20 protein-coding genes are annotated in these 19,055 nt (G+C 62.5%); 7 read left to right on the top strand and 13 right to left on the bottom strand.

Features of this window, described 5'->3' with window-relative positions; translation table 11 throughout:
• Positions 1-77: 77 nt before the first annotated feature.
• Genes PF049_13300 through PF049_13290 form a run of 3 tightly spaced genes read right to left on the bottom strand, consistent with a single transcriptional unit; the run spans position 78 to position 2,092 of the window.
• Positions 78-1,268 (bottom strand): AI-2E family transporter, encoded by a 1,191-nt coding sequence (locus PF049_13300; protein WBY16543.1) that lies wholly within the window; start codon positions 1,266-1,268, stop codon positions 78-80.
• Between the two features lie 48 nt (positions 1,269-1,316).
• Positions 1,317-1,928 (bottom strand): sigma-70 family RNA polymerase sigma factor, encoded by a 612-nt coding sequence (locus tag PF049_13295; GenBank protein ID WBY16542.1) that lies wholly within the window; start codon positions 1,926-1,928, stop codon positions 1,317-1,319.
• On the bottom strand, positions 1,925-2,092 hold the full coding sequence (locus PF049_13290; GenBank protein WBY16541.1) for a NepR family anti-sigma factor: 168 nt from the start codon (positions 2,090-2,092) through the stop codon (positions 1,925-1,927). The genes PF049_13295 and PF049_13290 overlap by 4 nt, the downstream gene beginning before the upstream one ends.
• Positions 2,093-2,316: 224 nt before the next feature.
• Between PF049_13290 and PF049_13285 the strand changes: the two genes are divergently transcribed.
• Complete coding sequence (locus PF049_13285; GenBank protein WBY16540.1) at positions 2,317-3,987, top strand: CHASE domain-containing protein; 1,671 nt, start codon at positions 2,317-2,319, stop codon at positions 3,985-3,987.
• Positions 3,988-4,087: 100 nt separating this feature from the next.
• Here the strand turns inward: PF049_13285 and PF049_13280 are convergent, their stop codons facing one another.
• Positions 4,088-4,894 carry a response regulator gene (locus PF049_13280; GenBank protein WBY16539.1) on the bottom strand — a complete coding sequence of 269 codons (807 nt, stop codon included), beginning with the start codon at positions 4,892-4,894 and terminating at the stop codon, positions 4,088-4,090.
• A 159-nt stretch (positions 4,895-5,053) separates the two neighbouring features.
• On the opposite strand from PF049_13280, the gene PF049_13275 reads away from it, so the two are divergent.
• A complete protein-coding gene (locus tag PF049_13275) occupies positions 5,054-5,845 on the top strand; it encodes a Crp/Fnr family transcriptional regulator (GenBank protein WBY16538.1) in 792 nt (263 codons plus the stop codon).
• Positions 5,846-6,134: 289 nt separating this feature from the next.
• Here PF049_13275 and PF049_13270 read toward each other — a convergent pair whose 3' ends face one another.
• On the bottom strand, positions 6,135-6,560 hold the full coding sequence (locus tag PF049_13270; protein ID WBY16537.1) for a response regulator: 426 nt from the start codon (positions 6,558-6,560) through the stop codon (positions 6,135-6,137).
• 122 nt (positions 6,561-6,682) lie between these two features.
• On the bottom strand, positions 6,683-7,855 hold the full coding sequence (locus PF049_13265) for an N-acetyltransferase (GenBank protein WBY16536.1): 1,173 nt from the start codon (positions 7,853-7,855) through the stop codon (positions 6,683-6,685).
• Positions 7,856-8,038: 183 nt separating this feature from the next.
• Between PF049_13265 and PF049_13260 the strand changes: the two genes are divergently transcribed.
• On the top strand, positions 8,039-9,142 hold the full coding sequence (locus PF049_13260; GenBank protein ID WBY16535.1) for a fatty acid desaturase: 1,104 nt from the start codon (positions 8,039-8,041) through the stop codon (positions 9,140-9,142).
• A gap of 28 nt (positions 9,143-9,170) precedes the next feature.
• On the opposite strand, the gene PF049_13255 is transcribed toward PF049_13260, so the two are convergent.
• From PF049_13255 to phaC, 7 genes are all read right to left on the bottom strand, one after another.
• Positions 9,171-9,698 (bottom strand): GNAT family N-acetyltransferase, encoded by a 528-nt coding sequence (locus PF049_13255; protein ID WBY16534.1) that lies wholly within the window; start codon positions 9,696-9,698, stop codon positions 9,171-9,173.
• Positions 9,695-10,792: an LPS export ABC transporter permease LptG gene (gene lptG / locus PF049_13250; GenBank protein ID WBY16533.1), complete on the bottom strand. Its 1,098-nt coding sequence runs from the start codon at positions 10,790-10,792 to the stop codon at positions 9,695-9,697. Before lptG ends, PF049_13255 begins: the two co-directional genes overlap by 4 nt.
• A 14-nt stretch (positions 10,793-10,806) precedes the next feature.
• A complete protein-coding gene (locus tag PF049_13245; protein ID WBY16532.1) occupies positions 10,807-12,063 on the bottom strand; it encodes an LptF/LptG family permease in 1,257 nt (418 codons plus the stop codon).
• A 113-nt stretch (positions 12,064-12,176) separates the two neighbouring features.
• Positions 12,177-12,683, bottom strand: a complete 507-nt coding sequence (locus PF049_13240; protein ID WBY17931.1) for a DUF427 domain-containing protein — start codon at positions 12,681-12,683, stop codon at positions 12,177-12,179.
• 4 nt (positions 12,684-12,687) lie between these two features.
• Positions 12,688-13,062 carry an ATP-dependent Clp protease adapter ClpS gene (clpS, locus tag PF049_13235; protein WBY16531.1) on the bottom strand — a complete coding sequence of 125 codons (375 nt, stop codon included), beginning with the start codon at positions 13,060-13,062 and terminating at the stop codon, positions 12,688-12,690.
• A 216-nt stretch (positions 13,063-13,278) separates the two neighbouring features.
• Positions 13,279-14,103: a phasin family protein gene (locus PF049_13230; GenBank protein ID WBY16530.1), complete on the bottom strand. Its 825-nt coding sequence runs from the start codon at positions 14,101-14,103 to the stop codon at positions 13,279-13,281.
• A gap of 153 nt (positions 14,104-14,256) precedes the next feature.
• Positions 14,257-16,140, bottom strand: coding sequence for a class I poly(R)-hydroxyalkanoic acid synthase (phaC, locus tag PF049_13225; GenBank protein ID WBY16529.1), 1,884 nt, complete (start codon positions 16,138-16,140; stop codon positions 14,257-14,259).
• 122 nt (positions 16,141-16,262) lie between these two features.
• Here phaC and PF049_13220 point away from each other — a divergent pair, with 122 nt between their 5' ends.
• Genes PF049_13220 through PF049_13205 form a run of 4 tightly spaced genes read left to right on the top strand, consistent with a single transcriptional unit; the run spans position 16,263 to position 19,040 of the window.
• A complete protein-coding gene (locus tag PF049_13220; GenBank protein WBY16528.1) occupies positions 16,263-17,456 on the top strand; it encodes an LL-diaminopimelate aminotransferase in 1,194 nt (397 codons plus the stop codon).
• Between the two features lie 19 nt (positions 17,457-17,475).
• The gene (locus PF049_13215; GenBank protein WBY16527.1) at positions 17,476-18,102 is read left to right on the top strand and encodes a LuxR C-terminal-related transcriptional regulator; all 627 of its coding nucleotides are present in this window, start codon (positions 17,476-17,478) and stop codon (positions 18,100-18,102) included.
• Between the two features lie 34 nt (positions 18,103-18,136).
• Complete coding sequence (locus PF049_13210; GenBank protein WBY16526.1) at positions 18,137-18,523, top strand: hypothetical protein; 387 nt, start codon at positions 18,137-18,139, stop codon at positions 18,521-18,523.
• A gap of 13 nt (positions 18,524-18,536) precedes the next feature.
• Complete coding sequence (locus tag PF049_13205; protein ID WBY16525.1) at positions 18,537-19,040, top strand: hypothetical protein; 504 nt, start codon at positions 18,537-18,539, stop codon at positions 19,038-19,040.
• Positions 19,041-19,055: the final 15 nt, after the last annotated feature.

Below are 19,055 nucleotides of genomic sequence, written 5' to 3'. Positions count from 1 at the left end.
GAGACGATCCGGGCGGGCTTTTTCATGCGCGTAGCAGGTAGGGGTCTGGCACCGCCAGCCCGGCCGTGCGGTAGCGGTCAGGCGGGTTTATCCTTTACCGGCTTTTCCTCGCCCAATGTCATGATGTCGTGATTGAACAGCGGTTCCCCGAACACGAAACCGACCAGGTTGGGTCTGCCGACATGGTCGAAGAACGCGGTCAGCATCAGCAGGATCGGCACGGACAGCAGCGCACCGAACACCCCCCAGATCCAGCTGAAATAGGAAAAAGCGATCAGGATCATCACCGGGTTCATGGTAAAGCGCGCGCCCAGGATCGATGGCGTTACGATGTTTGCCTCGATCGTATGAAGGACGAGATAGGCAGCGGCCGGAATGATTCCCAGCAGGACGGTGTCGCTCGTCCCGACGCCGAACAGGGTCAGCACCATCGTCATGGCGAGTGGCCCGATATAGGGAATGAAATTGCACAGCGTCGCCAGCCCGCCCCACATCAGTGGCGCTTCCACACCGAGCGCCCATGCGCCGCCGGCCACGATCACACCGACGCCGATGTTGATCCAGGCGACCGTCAGGATGTAACTTGCCACCTTGTCCTGCACTTCGCGAAGGACGCGCGCGGCCTTGAGGCTGGTGCCGAAGCTCGCGCGCCCGAACAGCAGGTTGCGGCGCAGGCGAATGCGGGCCTCGACCATGAAATAGGCCATCAGGAAGGTCAGCAGAACCTTCAGCACCACGTTCGGTGCGCCGACGGCGAGCTGCTCGAAAATACTGGGTCCGGCCAGCGTGACCTCGTTCGTACCGGTATAGCCGACCGCTTCCGCGAACCGGTCGTTCGCGGCGGCAAGCCAGGCAAACCGGTCGCGCAGTTCGGTAAATCGCGCGGCAACCTGGTCGGCAAGGCGGGGCAATTCGTCGAACAGGGCAATGGCAGGTTGCAGGATGACCGCAAATGCCAGCAGCACGATGGCGAAGAACACCAGCAGCGACAGAAGCGATGCCAGCGTGTTCGGCACGCCCCATCCCGCCAGCTTGTCGGCGAGGGGGGCCAGCAGGATCGACAGGATGATCGCCGTGGTCAGCGGGAGGAACACGACCGACCCAATCGACAGGACGAAGGGCAGGGCGAGGAACAGCCCCATGCCGATCAGCAGGACGAGCGTGCTGATCAGGCGCAGTTCCTGCTGCGCAAACCCCATCCGCCGCCGCGTCGGCGGTGCGTCGTCGCTGCCGGATACGGGCGGGGAAGGTTGGACTGGCGTGCTCATGCAGACGGGAATAGCACGGGCCGGCCTTTCAGCGCGAACCCCGCCTTGTCAGTTGTTCGCCGCCGCGATGCCATTGCCCGCAGCCACATCGTCCAGCTCTTCCAGAATTGCGCGATGCGCGGTGTCGTCGTCGATCGAGCGATTGGGAATGTTGCCCTCGGTCAGCATCGTGTTCAATGCCGACCGCGCGCGGCCAACCCGGCTCTTGATCGTACCGACGGCGCAGCCACAGATATTGGCCGCTTCTTCATAGGAGAAACCACCCGCACCGACCAGCAACAGCGCCTCGCGCCGTTCCGGAGGCAGGGTCAGCAGCGCGCGGTGCATGTCCGAAAGGTGCACCGGCTCTTCCTGCCCGGCTGGTGCGGTCAGGATGCGTTCTGCCACCCCTTCGTCATACTCGCCGCGGAACCGGTTGCGCCGCATGTCCGTCAGATAGGCATTGCGCAGGATGACGAAGGTCCAGGCACGCATGGACGTGCCGGGTTCGAACCGTTCCTGCGCGGCCCAGGCCTTCATCAGGGCTTCCTGAACGAGATCGTCGGCCATGTCCGGCCGCCCGCACAGACCGCGAGCAAAGGCGCGCAGGTGCGGGACCACTTCCTCCAGCTCGCGCTTGAAATCGGCCTTCTCGGAAGCCGTGCGCTTCGTTTCGCTCATTTGGAATCGTCCAGCTTCGAGAGAAGATCCTTGAAGCTGTCCGGAAGCGGCTCGTCGACCACTGAATCGTAAAGCTGCCTCAATCCGTTGGCCCATTGCGGGTCCTTGGCCTGCCGTGCCGTAGTTTTCGTGGCAGCAGGTTCTGTAGTTTTCTTGTCGTTCACCAACACGCCCTTCGGTGCGGGGCCTCGTACCAATCCCGTTGCGGGAGACCCTGTTTCAAACTGTCCGAGCCTTCGGAACGAATGCCCTGATGCATGGTTCCCCGTTGCATGCGCGAGGAAATCATACCACTCTCGCGCCCGGTTACAGCGTCGACCTGCGAATAACAACGAGCACCTACTTGTCCCAGCACAATGCAACTCAAAACCGCAGGACCAGGCGTTGGTTGGTTCAATACCCTCGCGCATTGCCGGTAGCGATCTTCCTGCTGATCCTAGCTATTACGGCGGTCAGTGTTTGGGCGATCGAACGCGGCGACAGGGCGAGCGAAAGGGCGCGCCTCGCGCGCTCGGCCGAGGCGATATCGTCCGCCCTTGATCGGCGAGGCAACACTACGACATCTTACCTGCGGGCCGGTGCAGCCCTCTTTTCCACCGTGGAGGGTGTTCCCGCACCCCTGTTCCGGCGGTTCGTTGCCGAACTGCGGCTCGATGCGGACTACAGGGGTGCCGAAGGCATCGGATGGGCGCAGCGGGTCGACGCCGGCAACGTCGGTGAATTCGAGGAGCGTCTCAGGGCGGAGCAGCCCGGCTTTCGCGGCGTTACTCCTTATCCCTTGCAGAACCCTGACAATATTGTCGCAGTAACCTATTTGCAGCCCGATACGCAGCGGAACCGGCGCGCCCTGGGCTATGATATGTGGTCCGAGCCGGTACGCCGGGTTGCCATGCAGGAAGCATTGCGAAATGTGCGACCGACGGCGAGCGGCAAGGTTGTGCTGAAGCAGGAAGGCGGTGGAGACGGCCCCGGCTTTCTTGTCTACATGCCCGTTTTCGAAGCTGGCTCGCGCGATTTGAAGGGCTTTATCTACAGCCCCTTTTCGGCTCAGGATTTCCTGCAATCAGTAGCTTCGTCAGAGGGGATCGACGGGCGCGGCGTCCAACTGTTCGACGGTAATCCCGAACCGCAGAACTTGCTGGCATCCCTCTCGCCGGAAAAGTCGACCGGATGGTTTGCAACGCGCGAGTTTCGCCTCGCCAACCGGCCGATGACGCTGCAAGTGGAATCGACCCGGGGCAATTCCCTGTCTCTTCTCTCGATGCTGACTTTCCTGTTCGGACTGTCGGTTGCCAGCCTTTCGATGCTGGTCGCCCGCCTGTTGACCCAGCAGGCACATGAGGACCAGGCATCCCTGGATTATTTCGCCGAGCAGAATTCGATCCGCAATTCCCTGACCCGGGAGCTGAACCACCGGGTGAAGAATACGCTGGCGAACGTTCTGTCGATCGTTTCGCTGACCCGCCGCCGGGCCACCGACCTGGAAGATTTCGCCGACGGCCTCGACGGACGTATCCGGGCGCTGTCGGCCACGCACGACCTCCTGACGAAGTCGCAATGGGGCACGACCCCCATCTGCGACGTGGTCCAGACCGAAATGGCGCCATATGCGGATTCGGACGAGGTCGGGCTCTATCTCGAAGGTCCCGACGTGGAACTGGCACCAAACGATGCGCTATCCTTTGGTCTGGCCATCCATGAACTGGCGACCAATGCGTCGAAATACGGCGCGCTCAGCCAGCCTGGCGGGGATGTCTCCGTCACGTGGTCGCTTGTCGAGGACAAGCTCGCCCGGATCGACTGGGTAGAGACCGGAGGGCCACCCGTATCTCAGGATCGCAAGCGCGGCTTCGGGACCGAACTCATCGAAAAGATCGTGGCCCACGAACTCAAGCATCCGGTGAAGCTGGAATTCCACCCCGAGGGGGTGCGTTGCCAATTGCACGTGCCGGTACGCAAACTGTCCGCCTTCGCAATGCGGGCGCGTGGGAAGAATAGCGCGGATACGCGCGCGCACGAGGTCGTCGACGAAATATTGTCGGGCCGAAAGAAGGACTAGGTTTAGGGTCGGTCCATCCTTCGGTCCTGCTCATACAAAAAGCCCGCCGGACGTATCCACGTCCGGCGGGCTTTTGGGTTGAATACGAAGCGTTGGCCGGTCAGTCGAGTGGCTTGCTCGAATTGAAGAACAGCGCCTGGCTGATGGCGGCGCGAACCGTGGCTTCCTGAAACGGTTTCGTGACCAGATAGGTCGGCTCGGGGCGATCGCCGGTAAGCAGGCGCTCCGGATAGGCCGTGATGAAGATCACCGGTACATTGCTGATGGCCAGGATGTCATCGACCGCGTCGAGGCCGCTGGAACCGTCGGCCAACTGGATGTCCGCAAGGACAAGACCGGGAGTTTCCTTCGCCACGACTTCCTGAGCCTGCGTGCGCGTCGCCGCAGTGCCGCAGATGTCGTGACCGAGGCCCCGCACGAGGTCTTCGAGCTGCATGGAGATAAGCGGTTCGTCTTCGATAATGAGGACGTTGGTGCTCGATTCCCGGTCGATTTCGGCAACCGCGTCCTGCACCATCGTCTCGACCTCTTCCTCGCTCAGGTCCATCACCTGCGCGGCTTCCTCGATAGAAAAATCTTCCAGAGTGGTCAGCAGCAGGGCCTGGCGGTTCAACGGCGTGACCGAGGCGAGCCTTTCATGCGCCGCGACTTCGTGGTCGCCAGTCGCCCCGCCGGTACCAGCCGTGTCGATGTCGGTTTCGACCGATGCGCTGGACCAGATCTTGTTGAAGGCACGGTATAGTGCCACGCGGCCTTCACCCAGCGAAGACTTGAGCTCGTCATCGGCCAGCGCCGCTTCGAGCGTCTGGCGGACGAAGGCATCGCCCGTCGACTGTGCCCCGGTCAGCGCGCGCGCATAGCGGCGCAGGTAAGGCAGGTTGGCAGCAACATTTTCACCGAGCGACATATATTTCCTTCCCTAATTCGGCTGGCAATTCGCAGCCGACAGATTGCGCGCGTTCAACGTGCCGACAACCGGTCGGTTCCTTCAGGCGTCCGGGTCCTTACAGATTGTTTGCCCGATTTGACAATCGGTTCGCTTTCGGGGCTAAAGGGCGGACACTGGTTGGCCGCAATTCCCGCGCAAGAACGGGAACTGCGGGGGGTGAACAGGATCGTGATGGATACGGAAATCATTCGGTGCAGGGAATGCCCACTACTGGGCTGCGATACATTTCGTCCGCTGTCCGAGGACAAACTGGAATATCTCGAGAGCTTCAAGCAGGGCGAAGCCGTATTCAGCAAGGGTGAGATGATCATGTCGCAGGGCGGCAAGGCCCCGCACCTGCACACCGTACTTTCAGGCATGCTCATACGGTACCGTTCGCTGGACGACGGACGCCGGCAGATCTTGAACTTCATGTTCCCCGGCGACCTCCTCGGCTTGCAGGGTGCGTTCGACGACGATCTCTCGCATTCGGTGGAGGCCCTGATCGACGCCCGTCTTTGCGTATTTCCGCGCAACGATTTCCATCGCCTGATGGGCGCGCATCCGCGGCTGGGATACGATCTGGTATGGCTGGCGGCAAAAGAGGAAACCGCACTCGAGGGGCACCTGGTATCGGTCGGGCAGCGAACCGCGCGGGAGCGGGTGACCTATCTCGCGGTCTGGCTTCTTGACCGTGCGTTGGCGACCGGGGTGGCCGATAACAGCAACCGCCTCGAACTCCCCATCACGCAGGCGCAGATCGCCGACATGCTTGGCCTGTCGCTGGTCCACACCAACCGGACCCTGAAATCACTCAGGGAAGAGGGGCTGGTGGACTGGGCGCCTGGGAATTTGTCGGTTCCCGACATGGAAAAAGCCTGCAAGTTTGCGCAATACACCCAGATAGACAGCAAAAGACCGTTTATTTAGCTGTAATATCAGTGCCTTTTGAATTTTTTCGCCTTCTGCGCATCGTGCCCGGGAACCCCATCAGGGGCCGCGCATTCTCTTAATATCACCGCCGAGACCCCCCTCCCGTCCAAGCGGCAGTGATACGATCCCGAGGCCTCCACCCGATTGAATTCGAGTGGAGGCCTCCTTTTTATCCGGCGTCCTGACAGGCGAGCGCGATAAGTGCGCGAGTGTCTTCGCGCCAACCCGAAAATCGGAATTTCATAGTGCAATCGACCCGATGACCGGGATCGAGCCCGCATTTTCCTCAGCGGCGAAGGCGGCTGAGCAGGCCGGCTTTCTTGCGCTTCGCGGTTTCTTCGCCAGCCGCCAGGCCGAGCAATTGCTCCGGGGCGTAGGGCTTGGTCAGGACCGCGCCCATTTCCGCAATCGCGGGCGGGATGTCTTCCGGCGACCCGGTCGAGAAGATGATGCGCGGCGGGTTCGGTCCGATCGTGTCGACCAGCTCCGCAATTGCCCAGCCATCGTGCCTGTCGGCAAGATGAACATCGAGGATGATGACATCGGGCTTGTGCCTGCGCAGCGCATCGAGTGCCTGCGCCGTAGAGGACACGACGGTCACGCTTTTCGCTCCGGCATCTTCCAGCGTCGTCTCGATCGACAGGGCCAGCAAAGCGTCATCCTCGACCACGAGGACGTGGCCGGGCGAGCTGTACTTTGCTGGGCCGGACATGTCCGTCATGACGCGAGAAATTCCCATCGTCCCGCGTGGATCGCAGGCTCTATGATGTCGAACAGGATTCGTCCCGTTTTGTTCCCTCTCCGGCCTGTCAGAAGAAAGAGATTCGCTCCTGCTCAGAGAGCCTTGCTGAAAATCACGTATTCGCGGTTGATGTCGGATTCGATGGCATCGGCAATGGCGATCATGCCCTGGTTGTCGTCCAGCACCCAGCCCACTTCCCCGCGGGTCGATCCGTACAGGCCGGTCGCCTGTTCGCGAATATCCTCGATCATCATGAAGGCGAGCTGGCTGGCCGTGCGCGAATTGTGCAGGTCGCTCGACACACCCATCAGCGGCACGCGCATTCCGGCACCCTGCGGGTTCCTCAACCAGCGAAGAAGATGGAACCAGCCGAAGGGGAACAATTTCCCGTCGATCTTGGCCATGATGTCGTTCATGTTCGGGAATGTCAGCATGAACGCGACCGGCTTCCCATCGATTTCGGCAATGCGGTTGAGCGGCGCCTTGATGATCGGTTTCAGTTTCTTGCCGGCATAGTCCACTTCGGCCGGGGTGAAGGGCACGAAACCCCAGTTTGCGGACCAGGCATCGTTCAGGATGCCGAGGATCGTTTCGATCTCCTTGTCGTAGGAATCGAGATCGACCGGACGCACGGTGATCTTCTCGCTGCGCTTGCCGGACTTGATGATGCGCTGGATCAAAGGAGAGAACGGCCGATCGATATCCAGGCTGTAGGTCAGCAGGCTCTTCTCGTGGGTGTAGCCTGCGTCCTCCACCCAAGCCCGGTAATGGGCCGGGTGGTGGCCCATCATGATCATCGGCGAATGGTCCTGTCCCTTGACCAGCAGGCCGGGCTCTTCCCAGATCGAGAGCGAGATCGGCCCCAATACGCGGGTCATGCCCTGTTCGCGCAGCCAGTTCTCTGCCGCATGGAGGAGCGCGTGGGCCGTTTTTTCGTCCTCTGCATCGAAATAGCCGAACATGCCGGTTCCCGGGCCAAGCCCCTGTTCAGGCGAAATTTCCAGCGCGAGGTGGTCGATCTGTGCGCTGATCCGTCCGACCGGCTTGCTGCCGCGCATGGCCAGGAACAGCTGTACACTCGCGTGTTCGAAGAAGGGGTTGCGCTCCGGATCGACCAGTTCGATCTGCTCGGACCGCAGCTGGGGGACGGAATGGGGCAGCCGTGCTGCAAAGGCGCGGCCCAGGTCGACAAACGCCGCGCGGTCCCGCTTCCCGGCCTTGCCCTTGTCCGCAAGGGCGCGAATGCTTATTTCATTGCCGTCCATTGTGGCAGGCCTCTTATGGGTGTTCAGCTTGAGTTAGGCCCTGTTCCGGCAGGGAAGCTCTTGTCAAGCAGCCGGCGGTCTGCGGACCTTCGTAACGGACCTTTCGGCCCATGGTCCTTAGCCGACATGACCGGGCCGCCCGATTGCTGTAAGGCAGCCCCCCCATAGAACCGGACGTAACGCATGAGTTTGCAACAAAGCCTAGATCCTGTCGCATCCGCCTCCGCTCCTGCCGGAGGAGCGACCGTGCGCACGCTGATCGCCGATGACAAGGCGATGCTGCGCGCCGCCCGCGACCTGACGAAGGATCTGTACGAGGCGAAGGGCGCGATCTACTGGCCCGACATGCTGCTGTCGGCAGGCACGGGCTACGCCGCGATTGCCGGGGCGATCCTGACGCAGAACGCCGCGCTCGCCGTCGTCCTCGGGGTGATCGGTGCGCTGGCGCTCTACCGCGCCCTGATGTTCATTCACGAATTGACCCACGTCCGGAAGGGTTCACTGCCCGGCTTTCGGCTGGGCTGGAACCTCGTCGTCGGCATCCCCCTCCTGACGCCATCCTTCATGTATGAAGGCGTCCACGTCATCCATCACAAGCGCACGCAATACGGCACGGTGGAAGATCCCGAATATCTCCCGCTGGCCTTGATGAAGCCGTGGACCCTGCCGGTCTTCGTCATCGTCGCCTCGCTGGCACCCATCGCCCTGATGTTCCGCTTCGCTGTCCTGGTTCCGCTGGGGGCGATCCTGCCGCCGGTGCGCCGCGTCGTCTGGCAGCGCTTTTCCGCGCTGTCGATCAATCCGGAATTCCGCCGTCGCCCGCCCGAAGGCGAACTGACCCGCCGGGTGTTCTGGCAGGAACTGGGCGGTTTCGTGTGGAGCTGGGTTCTCATTGGCAGCGTCTTCGTGCTGGGCTGGAAGCCATTGCTGGTCGCGCTGGCCATCCTGTCGCTGACAGCAGTTCTGAACCAGCTGCGAACGCTGGTCGCCCATCTGTGGGAGAACGAAGGCGAGCCGATGACGGTGACGGCCCAGTTCCTCGACAGCGTGAATGTCCCCCCGCCGGGCCGCATTGCCGAGATCTGGGCGCCCGTGGGCCTGCGCTATCACGCGCTGCACCATTTGATGCCGTCCATGCCGTACCACTCCCTGCCAGAGGCGCATCGCCGTCTTCACGGCGAACTGGGAGCGGAATCGAGCTACCGTCAGGCCAACCATCCCGGCATGGTGTTCCTCGTCGGCAAGATTGCCCGCAGCACGATGAGCCGGGGGCGGGTGCCGCGCTGAAACCTGCGTGGCGTCTCGGGTTATTCCCTCAGTCCAGGAACCGTATCATAGCCACGCGCCGCTCGCCCGCCGGTGCTGTGATGCCTTCCTCTTCGAGGAGGCCGTGCAGGCGGGTGTGATTCCCACTGTCCTCGACAATCACGAAACCCAGCCTCGCATAGAATGGCGCGTTCCACGGTACGTCGCGAAACGTCGTGAGCGTGAGGGCATCGAAACCTTCATTGCGCGCGTCGATGGTGGTTGCCTTGACCAGTCTTTCCCCCAGACCCTGCCGCTGGAAACGGGGATGGACCGACATCTCCCGGATGTGAAGTTCGCGGCGAAAGGGTTCGCAGGCAATGAAGCCCGCAATCCGCTCGCCATCTGCAGCGACCAGGCAATGGCGCTTTGCAATAAGGCTGGCATATAGCTGCGCGGTGAGCGGGGGATGGTCCACGATATTTTCATAGCCGGACAGGCAGGCGAACAGCGCACCAGCCGCTTTCTCGATTTCGGGGAGCGCGTCGGCATCGGCGGGCCGGGCCAGTCGGATGGCGGGCGTGCCGGGGCCGTTCATTCCTCTGTCCGGATGAGCACGGTCTCCCCGACGAGGAAGAACAGGGCGAAGGGTGCCCATGCAGCCAGGAACGGCGGATAGCCGCCGAAGCTGCCCATGGCGAGCGCGGCATTGTCGACCACGAAGTAGGCGAAGCCCAGAGCCATGCCGATAATCGCGCGCACGAACAGCTGACCCGACCGGGCGAGGCCGAACGCCGCTACAGCGCCCAGCAGCGGCATGAGGAAGGCGGACAGCGGGCCCGACAACTTGTGCCACCATTTCGCTTCCAGTTCCGCCGTAGGGCGGCCGCTGGCCTTGTATGCCTGTATGGAGTCGCGCAGTTCCATGAAGCCCAGCGCATCGGCATCCGCGCTTTCGAGCTCGATCTGGGATGGGGTAATGCCGGGCGCGACGACAATGTCCGCCGCCTCACCCGTTTCGGCCGTGCCGACATCGAAGATGACCGCATCTTCCAGCCGCCAGCCCGGGCCGGCGAAGACTGCGCTGTCGGCGCGCACCTGCCGGACGATCTGCCCCGTTTCCGTACGGCTGTACCAGGTCACGCCCTGCAGACGGAGCCGGTCGCCGCGGCCCGTCGTCGTCGTCGCGCTCAAGATGTCGCTTCCGTCGGTCAGGTAGAGCCCGCGCCGGGCATCCTCCTCCATCGGCAGCGCGCCGTACTCCGTTGCTTCCCACGCCTTGAGCGAGGCGGTTGCTCGGGTCACGACGCGTTCGTTGAAGGCAAAGCTGATGGCAGACACCAGCAGCGCGGTGAGCAGCAGCGGAGCCAGAACCTGGTGGGCCGAGAGGCCGGACGCCTTCATGGCGATGACCTCGCTGTTCTGGTTCAGCGTGATCAGCGCGATGATGGTTGCCAAGAGGACGGAGTAGGGCAGGAAACGCTGGATCAGCTGCGGTATCCGGTAACCGGCATAGGTTAGCAGTTCGCCCTGGCCATTGCCTTCCACGGCGAGAATTTCCCCGCTGGTCGAAAGCAGGTCCAGCATGAGCAGGACGAGCACCAGCATCACCAGCACCGCCAGGATGCGGGCCACGAACATTTTCGCCAGGTACCGGGTCAGCGTCCACGAAGGGAAGAAATCGAGCTGCATGCCGCCGCGCCCGCCTATTCGGCCGGTGCCGCTGGCGCGGCAATATTCATCGGCGGGGAGGCGAATTCATCGGACCGGCGCCCGCGCCTGCGGAACAGCTTGCCCACGCGCTTCGACAGCTTCCCGAACGCCGTTTCCAGCGCTCCGATCGGTTGGCCGCCCGGAACGTAAGCCACTTGGTAGAACATCCAGAGGATAAGCGCAGCGAACACCGCGAACGGCCCCCACAGCGCAATGATCGGGTCGATCCGGCCCAGCGTCGCGATGTCTTCGCCATACTGGTTTATCTTGTGATAGCTGACGACCATCACGATGGAGACGAAGACGCCCAGAGCGCTGGTCGATCGCTTCGGCGGGATGGCGAGGGCGACCGCGAGCATCGGCATCAGCAGCATCATGACCACCTCGACCAGCCGGAAATTGAAACTGGCCTGGCTCGCATCGCGCGCCTGTTCCGTCTCACCGCTGTCCCAGCCGATGCGCAGCAATTCGGGCAGGATATATTCCCGTTCCGCATCGCCGCGCTGCCGGAACTGCTCGATCGCCGGCAGGTCGATGGGGAGATCGTGCCGCGTGAAGCTGAGGACGCGGGGCGTTGCATCGGCCTCGTCCTGCACGATGGTGCCATCGGTCAGGCGCAGGATGATCGTGTCCGGGCTGTCCGTCGTGGCGAGAAAGGCGCCTTCCTTGGCCGAAATGGACAGGACCTGGCCCTCTTCGTCGGAAATCCGGGCGAAGATGCCCTGCAGGCGGCGTCCCTCGTCCTCGCTCGCCTCGATACGCAGCGCCATGCGGTCGGCCAGCGTCGTGAACTCGCCGACCTTGATCGAGGCACCCAGCGCGCCCGAGCGCAGGTCGTATTCGAGCTGTTCGTAATAATAGCGGCTGATCGGCTGGATGTAGAACACCAGCGCGATGTTCACCGCGACCAGGACGGCGGTGATGAAATAGGGCACGCGTAGAAGGCGCATGTAACTGAGGCCGGTCGCGCGGAAGATGTCCAGCTCGCTCGACGTGGCGAGCTTGCGGAAAGCCAGCAATATCCCCAGCAGCAGGCCGAGCGGGATGGCGAGGCTGGCATATTCGGGGATCAGCGCGCCCAGCATCTTGAACACGATGCCGATCGGACCGCCTTCGACCGCAACGAAATCGAACAGGCGCAGCATCTTGTCGAGGAGCAGCAGGGATGCTGCCAGCACGAACACGCCTGCCATAGGCACGACGACGAGCCGCAGGATATAGCGGTCGAGCGCGGGCAGGATCTTCAACATGTCGGGTGGTTTCTTTCCGGCATCACTGGCGCGCTCTAGCGGCAAAATCGCGCCGGGTCATGTCCCATGACGCCCGAGGGATGAGGCCGATGCATTCACGGCAGGCAGACAGGCTACCAGAAACGGCTGCCCGGCACGCCCTTGAACGGTCCGGCTTCGCGGCTGGTGATCCATCCGCCATAGAATTGCCTGGGCTGCGGCATCGCAATTTCGCCATCCACCAGGCACCTGTCGAAGGGCTCGGGGTAGAAAGCGAGATGGTCGCGAATGCCCGCGAAGCTTTCGGTCGGGCTGGCATAGCTCCATGCCGCCGCTTCCAGCCGTTCGCCACCAAGGACAATGTCCCAATAGCGCGCCTGCCCCTTCCATTCGCACAGCGAACGACGGGGATTTGGTTCGAAGAACTGCGTCGCCACGTCGGCGGGCGGGACGTAATAGGTTGGGGGATGGCTGGTTTCCAGCGTGCGCCAGGCCACGCGCGTTTCGGCGATGACTTCGCCGCGATGTTCGATCCTGATATGCCGATCGGTCGGCTCCGCAATCGCGGGGCGCGGGTAGTCCCAGACGCTCTCCTGTCCGGGGCCGGGCGCTTCGGGTTCGGGATGATGGGGCTCTCTCAGGCGATCAGGCCTTTTCCAGCGTGCATTGCAGGGGGTGCTGGTTCTGCTTTGCGAAATCCATCACCTGGTTCACCTTCGTCTCGGCGACTTCGTATGGGTATATGCCGCAAACGCCGACGCCCTTCTGGTGGACGTGCAGCATGACCTGCGTCGCCTCGTCGATGTCCATGCGGAAAAAACGCTTCAGCACGATCACCACGAACTCCATCGGCGTGTAATCGTCGTTCAGAAGCAGCACCTTGTACTGGCTGGGCTTCTTCGGTTTGGCCTTGGTCTTGGTTGCGATGCCGATTTCGGTCCCTTCGTCGGGACCGCCGGGGGCATCGTCTTCACCGGCAAGGCGCGGAGCATCGATGGATTGGGAAAGGGTCTGGATCATTTCGCCCGGCAATATCGTCAATGGCACGCCATGTTGCAAGGTGGCCTCCCGCCGGAAATGTACTGCAACCGCGCCGGAATGGTGGCGCACCGGGATGGGGCGGGGCGGTCTGGTCGGCGCAGGGATGCGAAAAGGGCCGGATGCGCGTGATGCACATCCGGCCCTTTCATGTCTTTCGAAATTGCCGGGACTGACCCGGCAATCGCCAGGACGAACTCAGGCAGCCGTCTTGAACTTTTCTGCCGCTTCGCTGGCGCGGCTGGTGAGCGGAGCCATCGTCTCGTTGGCAAGCTTCAGCCATGCTTCGGTGCTCTTCGAACCATAGGCGATGGCAGCGTCGAGGTTACGGCGCGTCAGGTCGCCCTGCAGCTTGAACAGCTCGGTCGGCGACTTGACGGCGGCCATCAGGCGTACGTCTTCGGTGACCTGTTCGGCGACCTTCTTGGTGTCGGTCACGGCTTCGCGGCCCATGTCCTGCATGCCCGAGGTCAGGACCTTGCCCGACTCGACCATGGCTTCGAGGTTTTTCTTGTGGAACTCGACGACTTCGCCGGCGACTTCGCTGCCCTTGGCATAGACGCCCTTCAGGCGGGTCTGCGCGTCGGCGGCAACAGTCTTGGCGGTGTCGACGAAATCGGTCTTCCTTGCGTTCTGGGCGGTAGCCATAATGGTATCCTTTGCTTTGCTGATAGCGGCGGCAGGCTTCGCCGCCTTCGTTTTCGGTTGGGTGGTCTTCGCAGGGGCAGCCTTGCGTGCGGCAACCTTGCGCGGAGGAGATTTCTTGGCGACCGGCTTCTTCGCGGTCGCTTTCCTGACAGCCGGCTTGCGCTTTGCGACAGCCTTCTTTGGCTCCGCCTTTTCAGCGGGTGCGTCCACGGCCTTCGCAATGGCATCGACCTTCGGTTCAGGCTTGGCGTCCTGTTCCACCGCGGCCTCTACCTTTTCCATATCGACCTTCAGAGCATCGACCTTCTTCGCGGCAGCGTCGGCATAGGCCTTCTCTGCAGCGATATCGATCTTGCTGGTCTTGGCATCTGCCATGGTCTCAATCCTTGCGCTTCATCGTTTTGTTGCACTGCACAATATACATACTGCAGATGCGAATACAAGGTTTTTGTGCGCTGCACAATAAACCGGGCGCACATGCGCCACGGTTCGTCGCAACTTTTTGAAACAAGGCCGTCTTCGACGCAGTCAGCGCGTCATGACATATCGTCCGGGCGCATCTTCGATGACCGGGTCTCTCTTCCCCTTCCCCGGCACGCGCTTCCCGCTCGCCTTGACCGTGGCGGGGGCCTGTCCACGCAGCCAGTCCACCCAGTGGGGCCACCAGCTTCCCGGATGCTCCGTCGCGCCTTCCACGAAGCCTTCCAGCGTGGTCACATCGGGGTCGTCATTCGTCCAGTACTGGTATTTCCCGCTTTCGGGCGGATTGACGACGCCCGCAATATGTCCTGAACCGGCAAGGATGAAGCGCAGCGGCCCGCTGAAATGGTCGCGCAGGCGCCACACGCTGGCGGCAGGCGCGATATGGTCTTCCTTGCCTGCCTGGACGTAGGTTGGCGTCGTCACCAGCGACAGGTCGATCGGCGTACCCCCGGCGCAAAGCGCATCCTTCTGCACGAGCTTGTTGTCGCGGTAGAGATCGCGAAGATATGCGCCGTGCCATCTTGCGGGCAGGTTGGTGACGTCGCCATTCCAGTGCAACAGGTCGAAGGCGGGGTAATCCTCGCCCATCAGGTAATTGTTGACGACGTAGTTCCAGATCAGGTCCGTCCCGCGCAGCAGGTTGAACGTTGCGGCCATGTATCGCCCGTCGAGATAGCCCTTGCCGCTCATCGCCTCCACATTGGCGAGCTGGCTGTCGTCGATGAAATGCAGCAATTCGCCAGCGCGGTCGAAATCGACCTGGGCGGTGAAAAACGTGCAGCTCTTCACGCGGTCCTCCTCGCCCCGGCGGTGGAGGATCGCCATCGTGGCGGCGAGGGTCGTGCCGGCCACGCAGTACCCGATCGTGTGGACGTGGGGCACGTCGAGGCGGCCGCGCACATGGTCGATCGCGTCGATCTGCGCGGCGATGTAATCGTCCCACACCACGTCGGCCATGGTTTCATCGGCCGATTTCCAGCTGACCACGAACACGGAAATTCCTTGCGCGACGGCCCAGCGGATGAAGCTCTTCTTCTCGTTCAGGTCGAGGATGTAGAACCGGTTGATCCATGGCGGGAAGATGACCAGCGGAACCGCCAGCACCTCGTCGGTTGTGGGCGTGTACTGGATCAGCTGGTAGAGCGGCGTTTCATGGACGACCTTGCCCGGCGTGGTGGCGATGTTCTTGCCCAGCGTGAAGGCATCGGGGTCCGTGTGGGTAAGCTGCCCCTTCTTCATGTCGGCGAGCAGGTGCTCCATACCCTTGACCATGCTGGCGCCGTTGGTTTCCCGCGCCCGTTCCAGCACGACCGGATTGGTTGCGGCGAAGTTTGCTGGGCTCAGCGCTTCCACCAGTGCGCGCACGGCGAATTTCAGCTGTTTGCGCCGGCTCTTGTCGGCGGTCTCCATCCGGTCGACCGCCTTTTCCATCTGCTCCGCCATCAGCAGGTAGGTCTGGTGGATCAGCGCATAGGCCGGCTGGCTGCGCCACAGATCGTCCTTGAACCGGCGATCCTGCCTCGGCAGGTCCGGGGTTTCTTCGCCTGCGCCGGTGAATTGCCCCAGGACATTCTGCCACAGCGCCGCGGCATCGTCCCAGAACTGCTGAATTTCCTGCGCGCCGGCCCCCGGCATCTTCTGCTGGAAACCCTGGAGATAGCCGGCAAATTTCATCGGATCGGGCGGCGTGTCGACCTGTTGCTCGATGGCTTTCTTCGCCTGCGACGCGGCAAACTCTGCCCACATGGTCTGCATCTTCAGCGCATTTGCGCCCCATTCCGCCATATTGCCCGGATCGGCGAGGGGGCCACCCATCCCCTGACCTTCGACGGGCATGAGGCTCGCCATCACCTTTTCTCCCGCCTCGCGCTGCAAATCGAAGATCCGCTCGAACATCCGGGGGGGGGAGGGCGGGTCGCTCTTGTCCATGACGCAGATTTCCTTCGAAGGCCGGGCAATCGGGAATTGCTATAGAGGTCTGCCGCTTGCAATGCACGTGGCATGAGGCAGTGTGCCTCTCGCAGCAAACGCCTGACCGACGCCGAGGACCGATGGACGAACAATTCTACCGCATGAAACGCCTGCCTCCCTATGTCATCGCGGAGGTCAACGCGATGCGGCACGCGGCGCGCAAGGCGGGACGCGACATCATCGATCTTGGCATGGGCAATCCCGACCGGCCGCCGCCCCAGCACGTCATCGACAAGCTGTGCGAAGTGGCGAGCAAGCCGACGGCCCACGGCTATTCCCAGTCGCGCGGCATTCCCGGCCTTCGCAAGGCGCAGGCGAATTATTACGGCAACCGCTTCGGCGTGGACATCGATCCCGAGACAGAGGTGGTCGTCACACTGGGTTCCAAGGAAGGGCTGGCCAGCCTTGCCACGGCCATCACCGCGCCGGGCGATGTGGTGCTGGCGCCCAATCCGTCCTACCCAATCCACCAGTTCGGCTTCATCCTAGCCGGGGCGACGATCCGCGCCATCCCGACCACGCCGGACGAGGAATACTGGCGCGCTCTCGAAAGCGCGATGGCCTTCACCGTGCCACGGCCCAGCGTGCTGGTGGTGAACTATCCGTCCAATCCCACGGCCGAAGTCGTCGATCTCGCCTTCTACGAACGGCTGGTAGCCTGGGCCAAGGAGAACAAGGTCTGGATCCTGTCCGATCTTGCCTATTCCGAGCTTTATTTCGACGGCAAGCCGACGCCTTCGATCCTGCAGGTTCCCGGGGCGAAGGACGTGGCGGTTGAGTTCACCACCCTTTCGAAAACCTATTCTATGGCCGGTTGGCGCATGGGCTTTGCCGTCGGGAACAGGGAACTGGTCGGCGCGATGACGCGGGTCAAATCCTATGTCGATTACGGGGCCTTCACGCCGATCCAGGCTGCAGCCTGCGCGGCGCTGAACGGGCCGCAGGACGTGGTGGCGGAAAACCGCGAAATCTATCACAAGAGGCGCGATGTGATGGTCGAGGCGTTCGGCAGGGCAGGATGGGATATCCCCGCGCCTCCGGCCTCGATGTTCGCCTGGGCGCCGCTCCCGCCCGCTCTCGCGCATATGGGCAGCCTGGAATTTTCGAAGGAATTGCTGACGGAGGCCGACGTCGCCGTCGCCCCGGGCGTCGGCTACGGCGAGGAAGGCGAAGGGTATGTCCGCATCGCCATGGTCGAGAACGAGCAGCGTTTGCGCCAGGCCGCTCGAAACGTGAAACGATACCTGTCGCGCAAGGGCATTTCGCCCGACTAGGACTTAAGGCGGCACTTTCGTGTCCGACCTCCGTTGGTTGGATAACCACGCACACAGTGGTAAACGAAAGACCGTGCCCAGACAGGAAGATACCATGACCCCCTCGGGGCCGCAGACGCTGACGGACAGGCAGATGGAGGTGCTTGCCCTCATCGATCGCCGGCTGCCGATCAAGCGGATCGCACACGAACTCGGCATTTCCGAGAGCCGGGTGAACCAGCATATCCGCGCTCTGAAGGATGCATTCGGAGTGCAGGGTCTCGACGCGCTGGTAGAGGCCTACCGGGTGCAAGTCCCTGAAAAAGATAGGAACGAGGCCTACAGGTTTCCTGCATCCAGCTTTTCTGAAGTGCCGCCGCAGCGCCATTCGCCGCAAGAAGGAGACCGGGTCGCACCCGGGGAATTCGTGTTAGCTGATGTGGCGCCACTTGCGATCGAGGCGCCATGGGATGCGAAGCACGAGCCCCGGGTTATCCCCGGGGTGCTCGACGGTGATCATGCTGTCCTCTATCGCCTTGCCGTCATCATCGGACTGGCCCTTGCGTTCATCGTACTGGTCGTTCTGGTGGTGACGGCGGCACTCTCCGTTGCCGAGGTTTCGGGAGGCCAGGAAGTCACTTCCCCCGGTTCTACAACACAGCCGTGACCGGGCAGGACGGCTGGGCAGGGAGAGTTTCCGCATGTCCAATCGTATTACCCAGGATGCCATTTTCATTCGCAAGCGCGTACGCGAAGCAGAGGCGGTGACGGACGAGGCCATGATTGCCTGCGCGAAGCTCAAGCAGGCCTTGCTGAAAGCCCGCCAGAATCCTGCCATCGGTGTCGATGCCGGACAGCGCGCGATCCTGCGGCTGGCTCAGGCGGAACAGCAGGCCGTGGCCATGTCGACCAACCTTCTGCGCGTGCACGAGGAACTGAACCGCGTGGCGCGCGAATACATGGGCGGCGACGATCCGGTGGAAACGCCCATGACGGCATTCGATTTGGAAGCGCCAACAGCCTCTGCCGCGCGGGCGCAGCCGGACAGTTTCGCATTCGATGCCATCGGCGCGGCCGCAGCGGCATAGGCGATAGAAAGCCTTGGAAACGATCAATCTCGTAACCTCGGTTCTGCACCAGGCCTTCGTCGTGGCGGTCTGGTGCATGGCCGGCCTCGCCCTGTGGCGCGGGGCCGGGCCCGAGAAGGCGAGCGCGCTGACGCTGTTCCTGCTGCTTTTCATCGACGACGTCTATCACCTGGTATTCGGGGCCTATTATCCGCTGCAGACGGCCGATCCCTGGCACGTCTTCCTCGATACCGCGGCCCTCGTGTCCTTCGTCGCCATCGCCCTTCGCGCCAACCGGTTCTATCCGCTGGTTCTCGCCGCGGCGCAGCTCGTATCGGTCATCGCCCACATGGTGCGCATCGGCCTCGCCGAGATGACCTCGCTGTCCTATTACCTGCTCTACGTGATGCCCTTCTATTTCGAGGTCCTGATCCTCGCCGGGGGATTATGGCGACACCATCGCAGATCGCGGCGGATCGGTCCCTACCGCGAATGGCGGGGAACGGTTACCCGGTCTCCGCCGCGGCCGGTGACGTGAACGCCGTTCGAACCC

It is taken from the genome of Erythrobacteraceae bacterium WH01K (assembly GCA_027941995.1).
In the GTDB taxonomy this organism is placed as follows: domain Bacteria; phylum Pseudomonadota; class Alphaproteobacteria; order Sphingomonadales; family Sphingomonadaceae; genus CAJXSN01.
Note: the sequence above shows the minus strand (reverse complement) of the source record. Positions and strands in the feature narration are given on the sequence as shown.

Bases quoted from the DNA above. Each gene is read 5' to 3' on its own strand.
- PF049_13255 (WBY16534.1), bottom strand. From the start codon at position 9,698: ATGAACGGCCCCGGCACGCCCGCCATCCGACTGGCCCGGCCCGCCGAT.
- PF049_13270 (WBY16537.1), bottom strand. From the start codon at position 6,560: ATGTCCGGCCCAGCAAAGTACAGCTCGCCCGGCCACGTCCTCGTGGTC.
- clpS (WBY16531.1), bottom strand. From the start codon at position 13,062: ATGATCCAGACCCTTTCCCAATCCATCGATGCTCCGCGCCTTGCCGGT.
- phaC (WBY16529.1), bottom strand. From the start codon at position 16,140: ATGGACAAGAGCGACCCGCCCTCCCCCCCCCGGATGTTCGAGCGGATC.
- PF049_13245 (WBY16532.1), bottom strand. From the start codon at position 12,063: ATGTTGAAGATCCTGCCCGCGCTCGACCGCTATATCCTGCGGCTCGTC.
- PF049_13230 (WBY16530.1), bottom strand. From the start codon at position 14,103: ATGGCAGATGCCAAGACCAGCAAGATCGATATCGCTGCAGAGAAGGCC.
- PF049_13280 (WBY16539.1), bottom strand. From the start codon at position 4,894: ATGTCGCTCGGTGAAAATGTTGCTGCCAACCTGCCTTACCTGCGCCGC.
- PF049_13210 (WBY16526.1), top strand. From the start codon at position 18,137: ATGTCCAATCGTATTACCCAGGATGCCATTTTCATTCGCAAGCGCGTA.
- PF049_13220 (WBY16528.1), top strand. From the start codon at position 16,263: ATGGACGAACAATTCTACCGCATGAAACGCCTGCCTCCCTATGTCATC.
- PF049_13260 (WBY16535.1), top strand. From the start codon at position 8,039: ATGAGTTTGCAACAAAGCCTAGATCCTGTCGCATCCGCCTCCGCTCCT.
- lptG (WBY16533.1), bottom strand. From the start codon at position 10,792: ATGCAGCTCGATTTCTTCCCTTCGTGGACGCTGACCCGGTACCTGGCG.
- PF049_13295 (WBY16542.1), bottom strand. From the start codon at position 1,928: ATGAGCGAAACGAAGCGCACGGCTTCCGAGAAGGCCGATTTCAAGCGC.
- PF049_13300 (WBY16543.1), bottom strand. From the start codon at position 1,268: ATGAGCACGCCAGTCCAACCTTCCCCGCCCGTATCCGGCAGCGACGAC.
- PF049_13265 (WBY16536.1), bottom strand. From the start codon at position 7,855: ATGGACGGCAATGAAATAAGCATTCGCGCCCTTGCGGACAAGGGCAAG.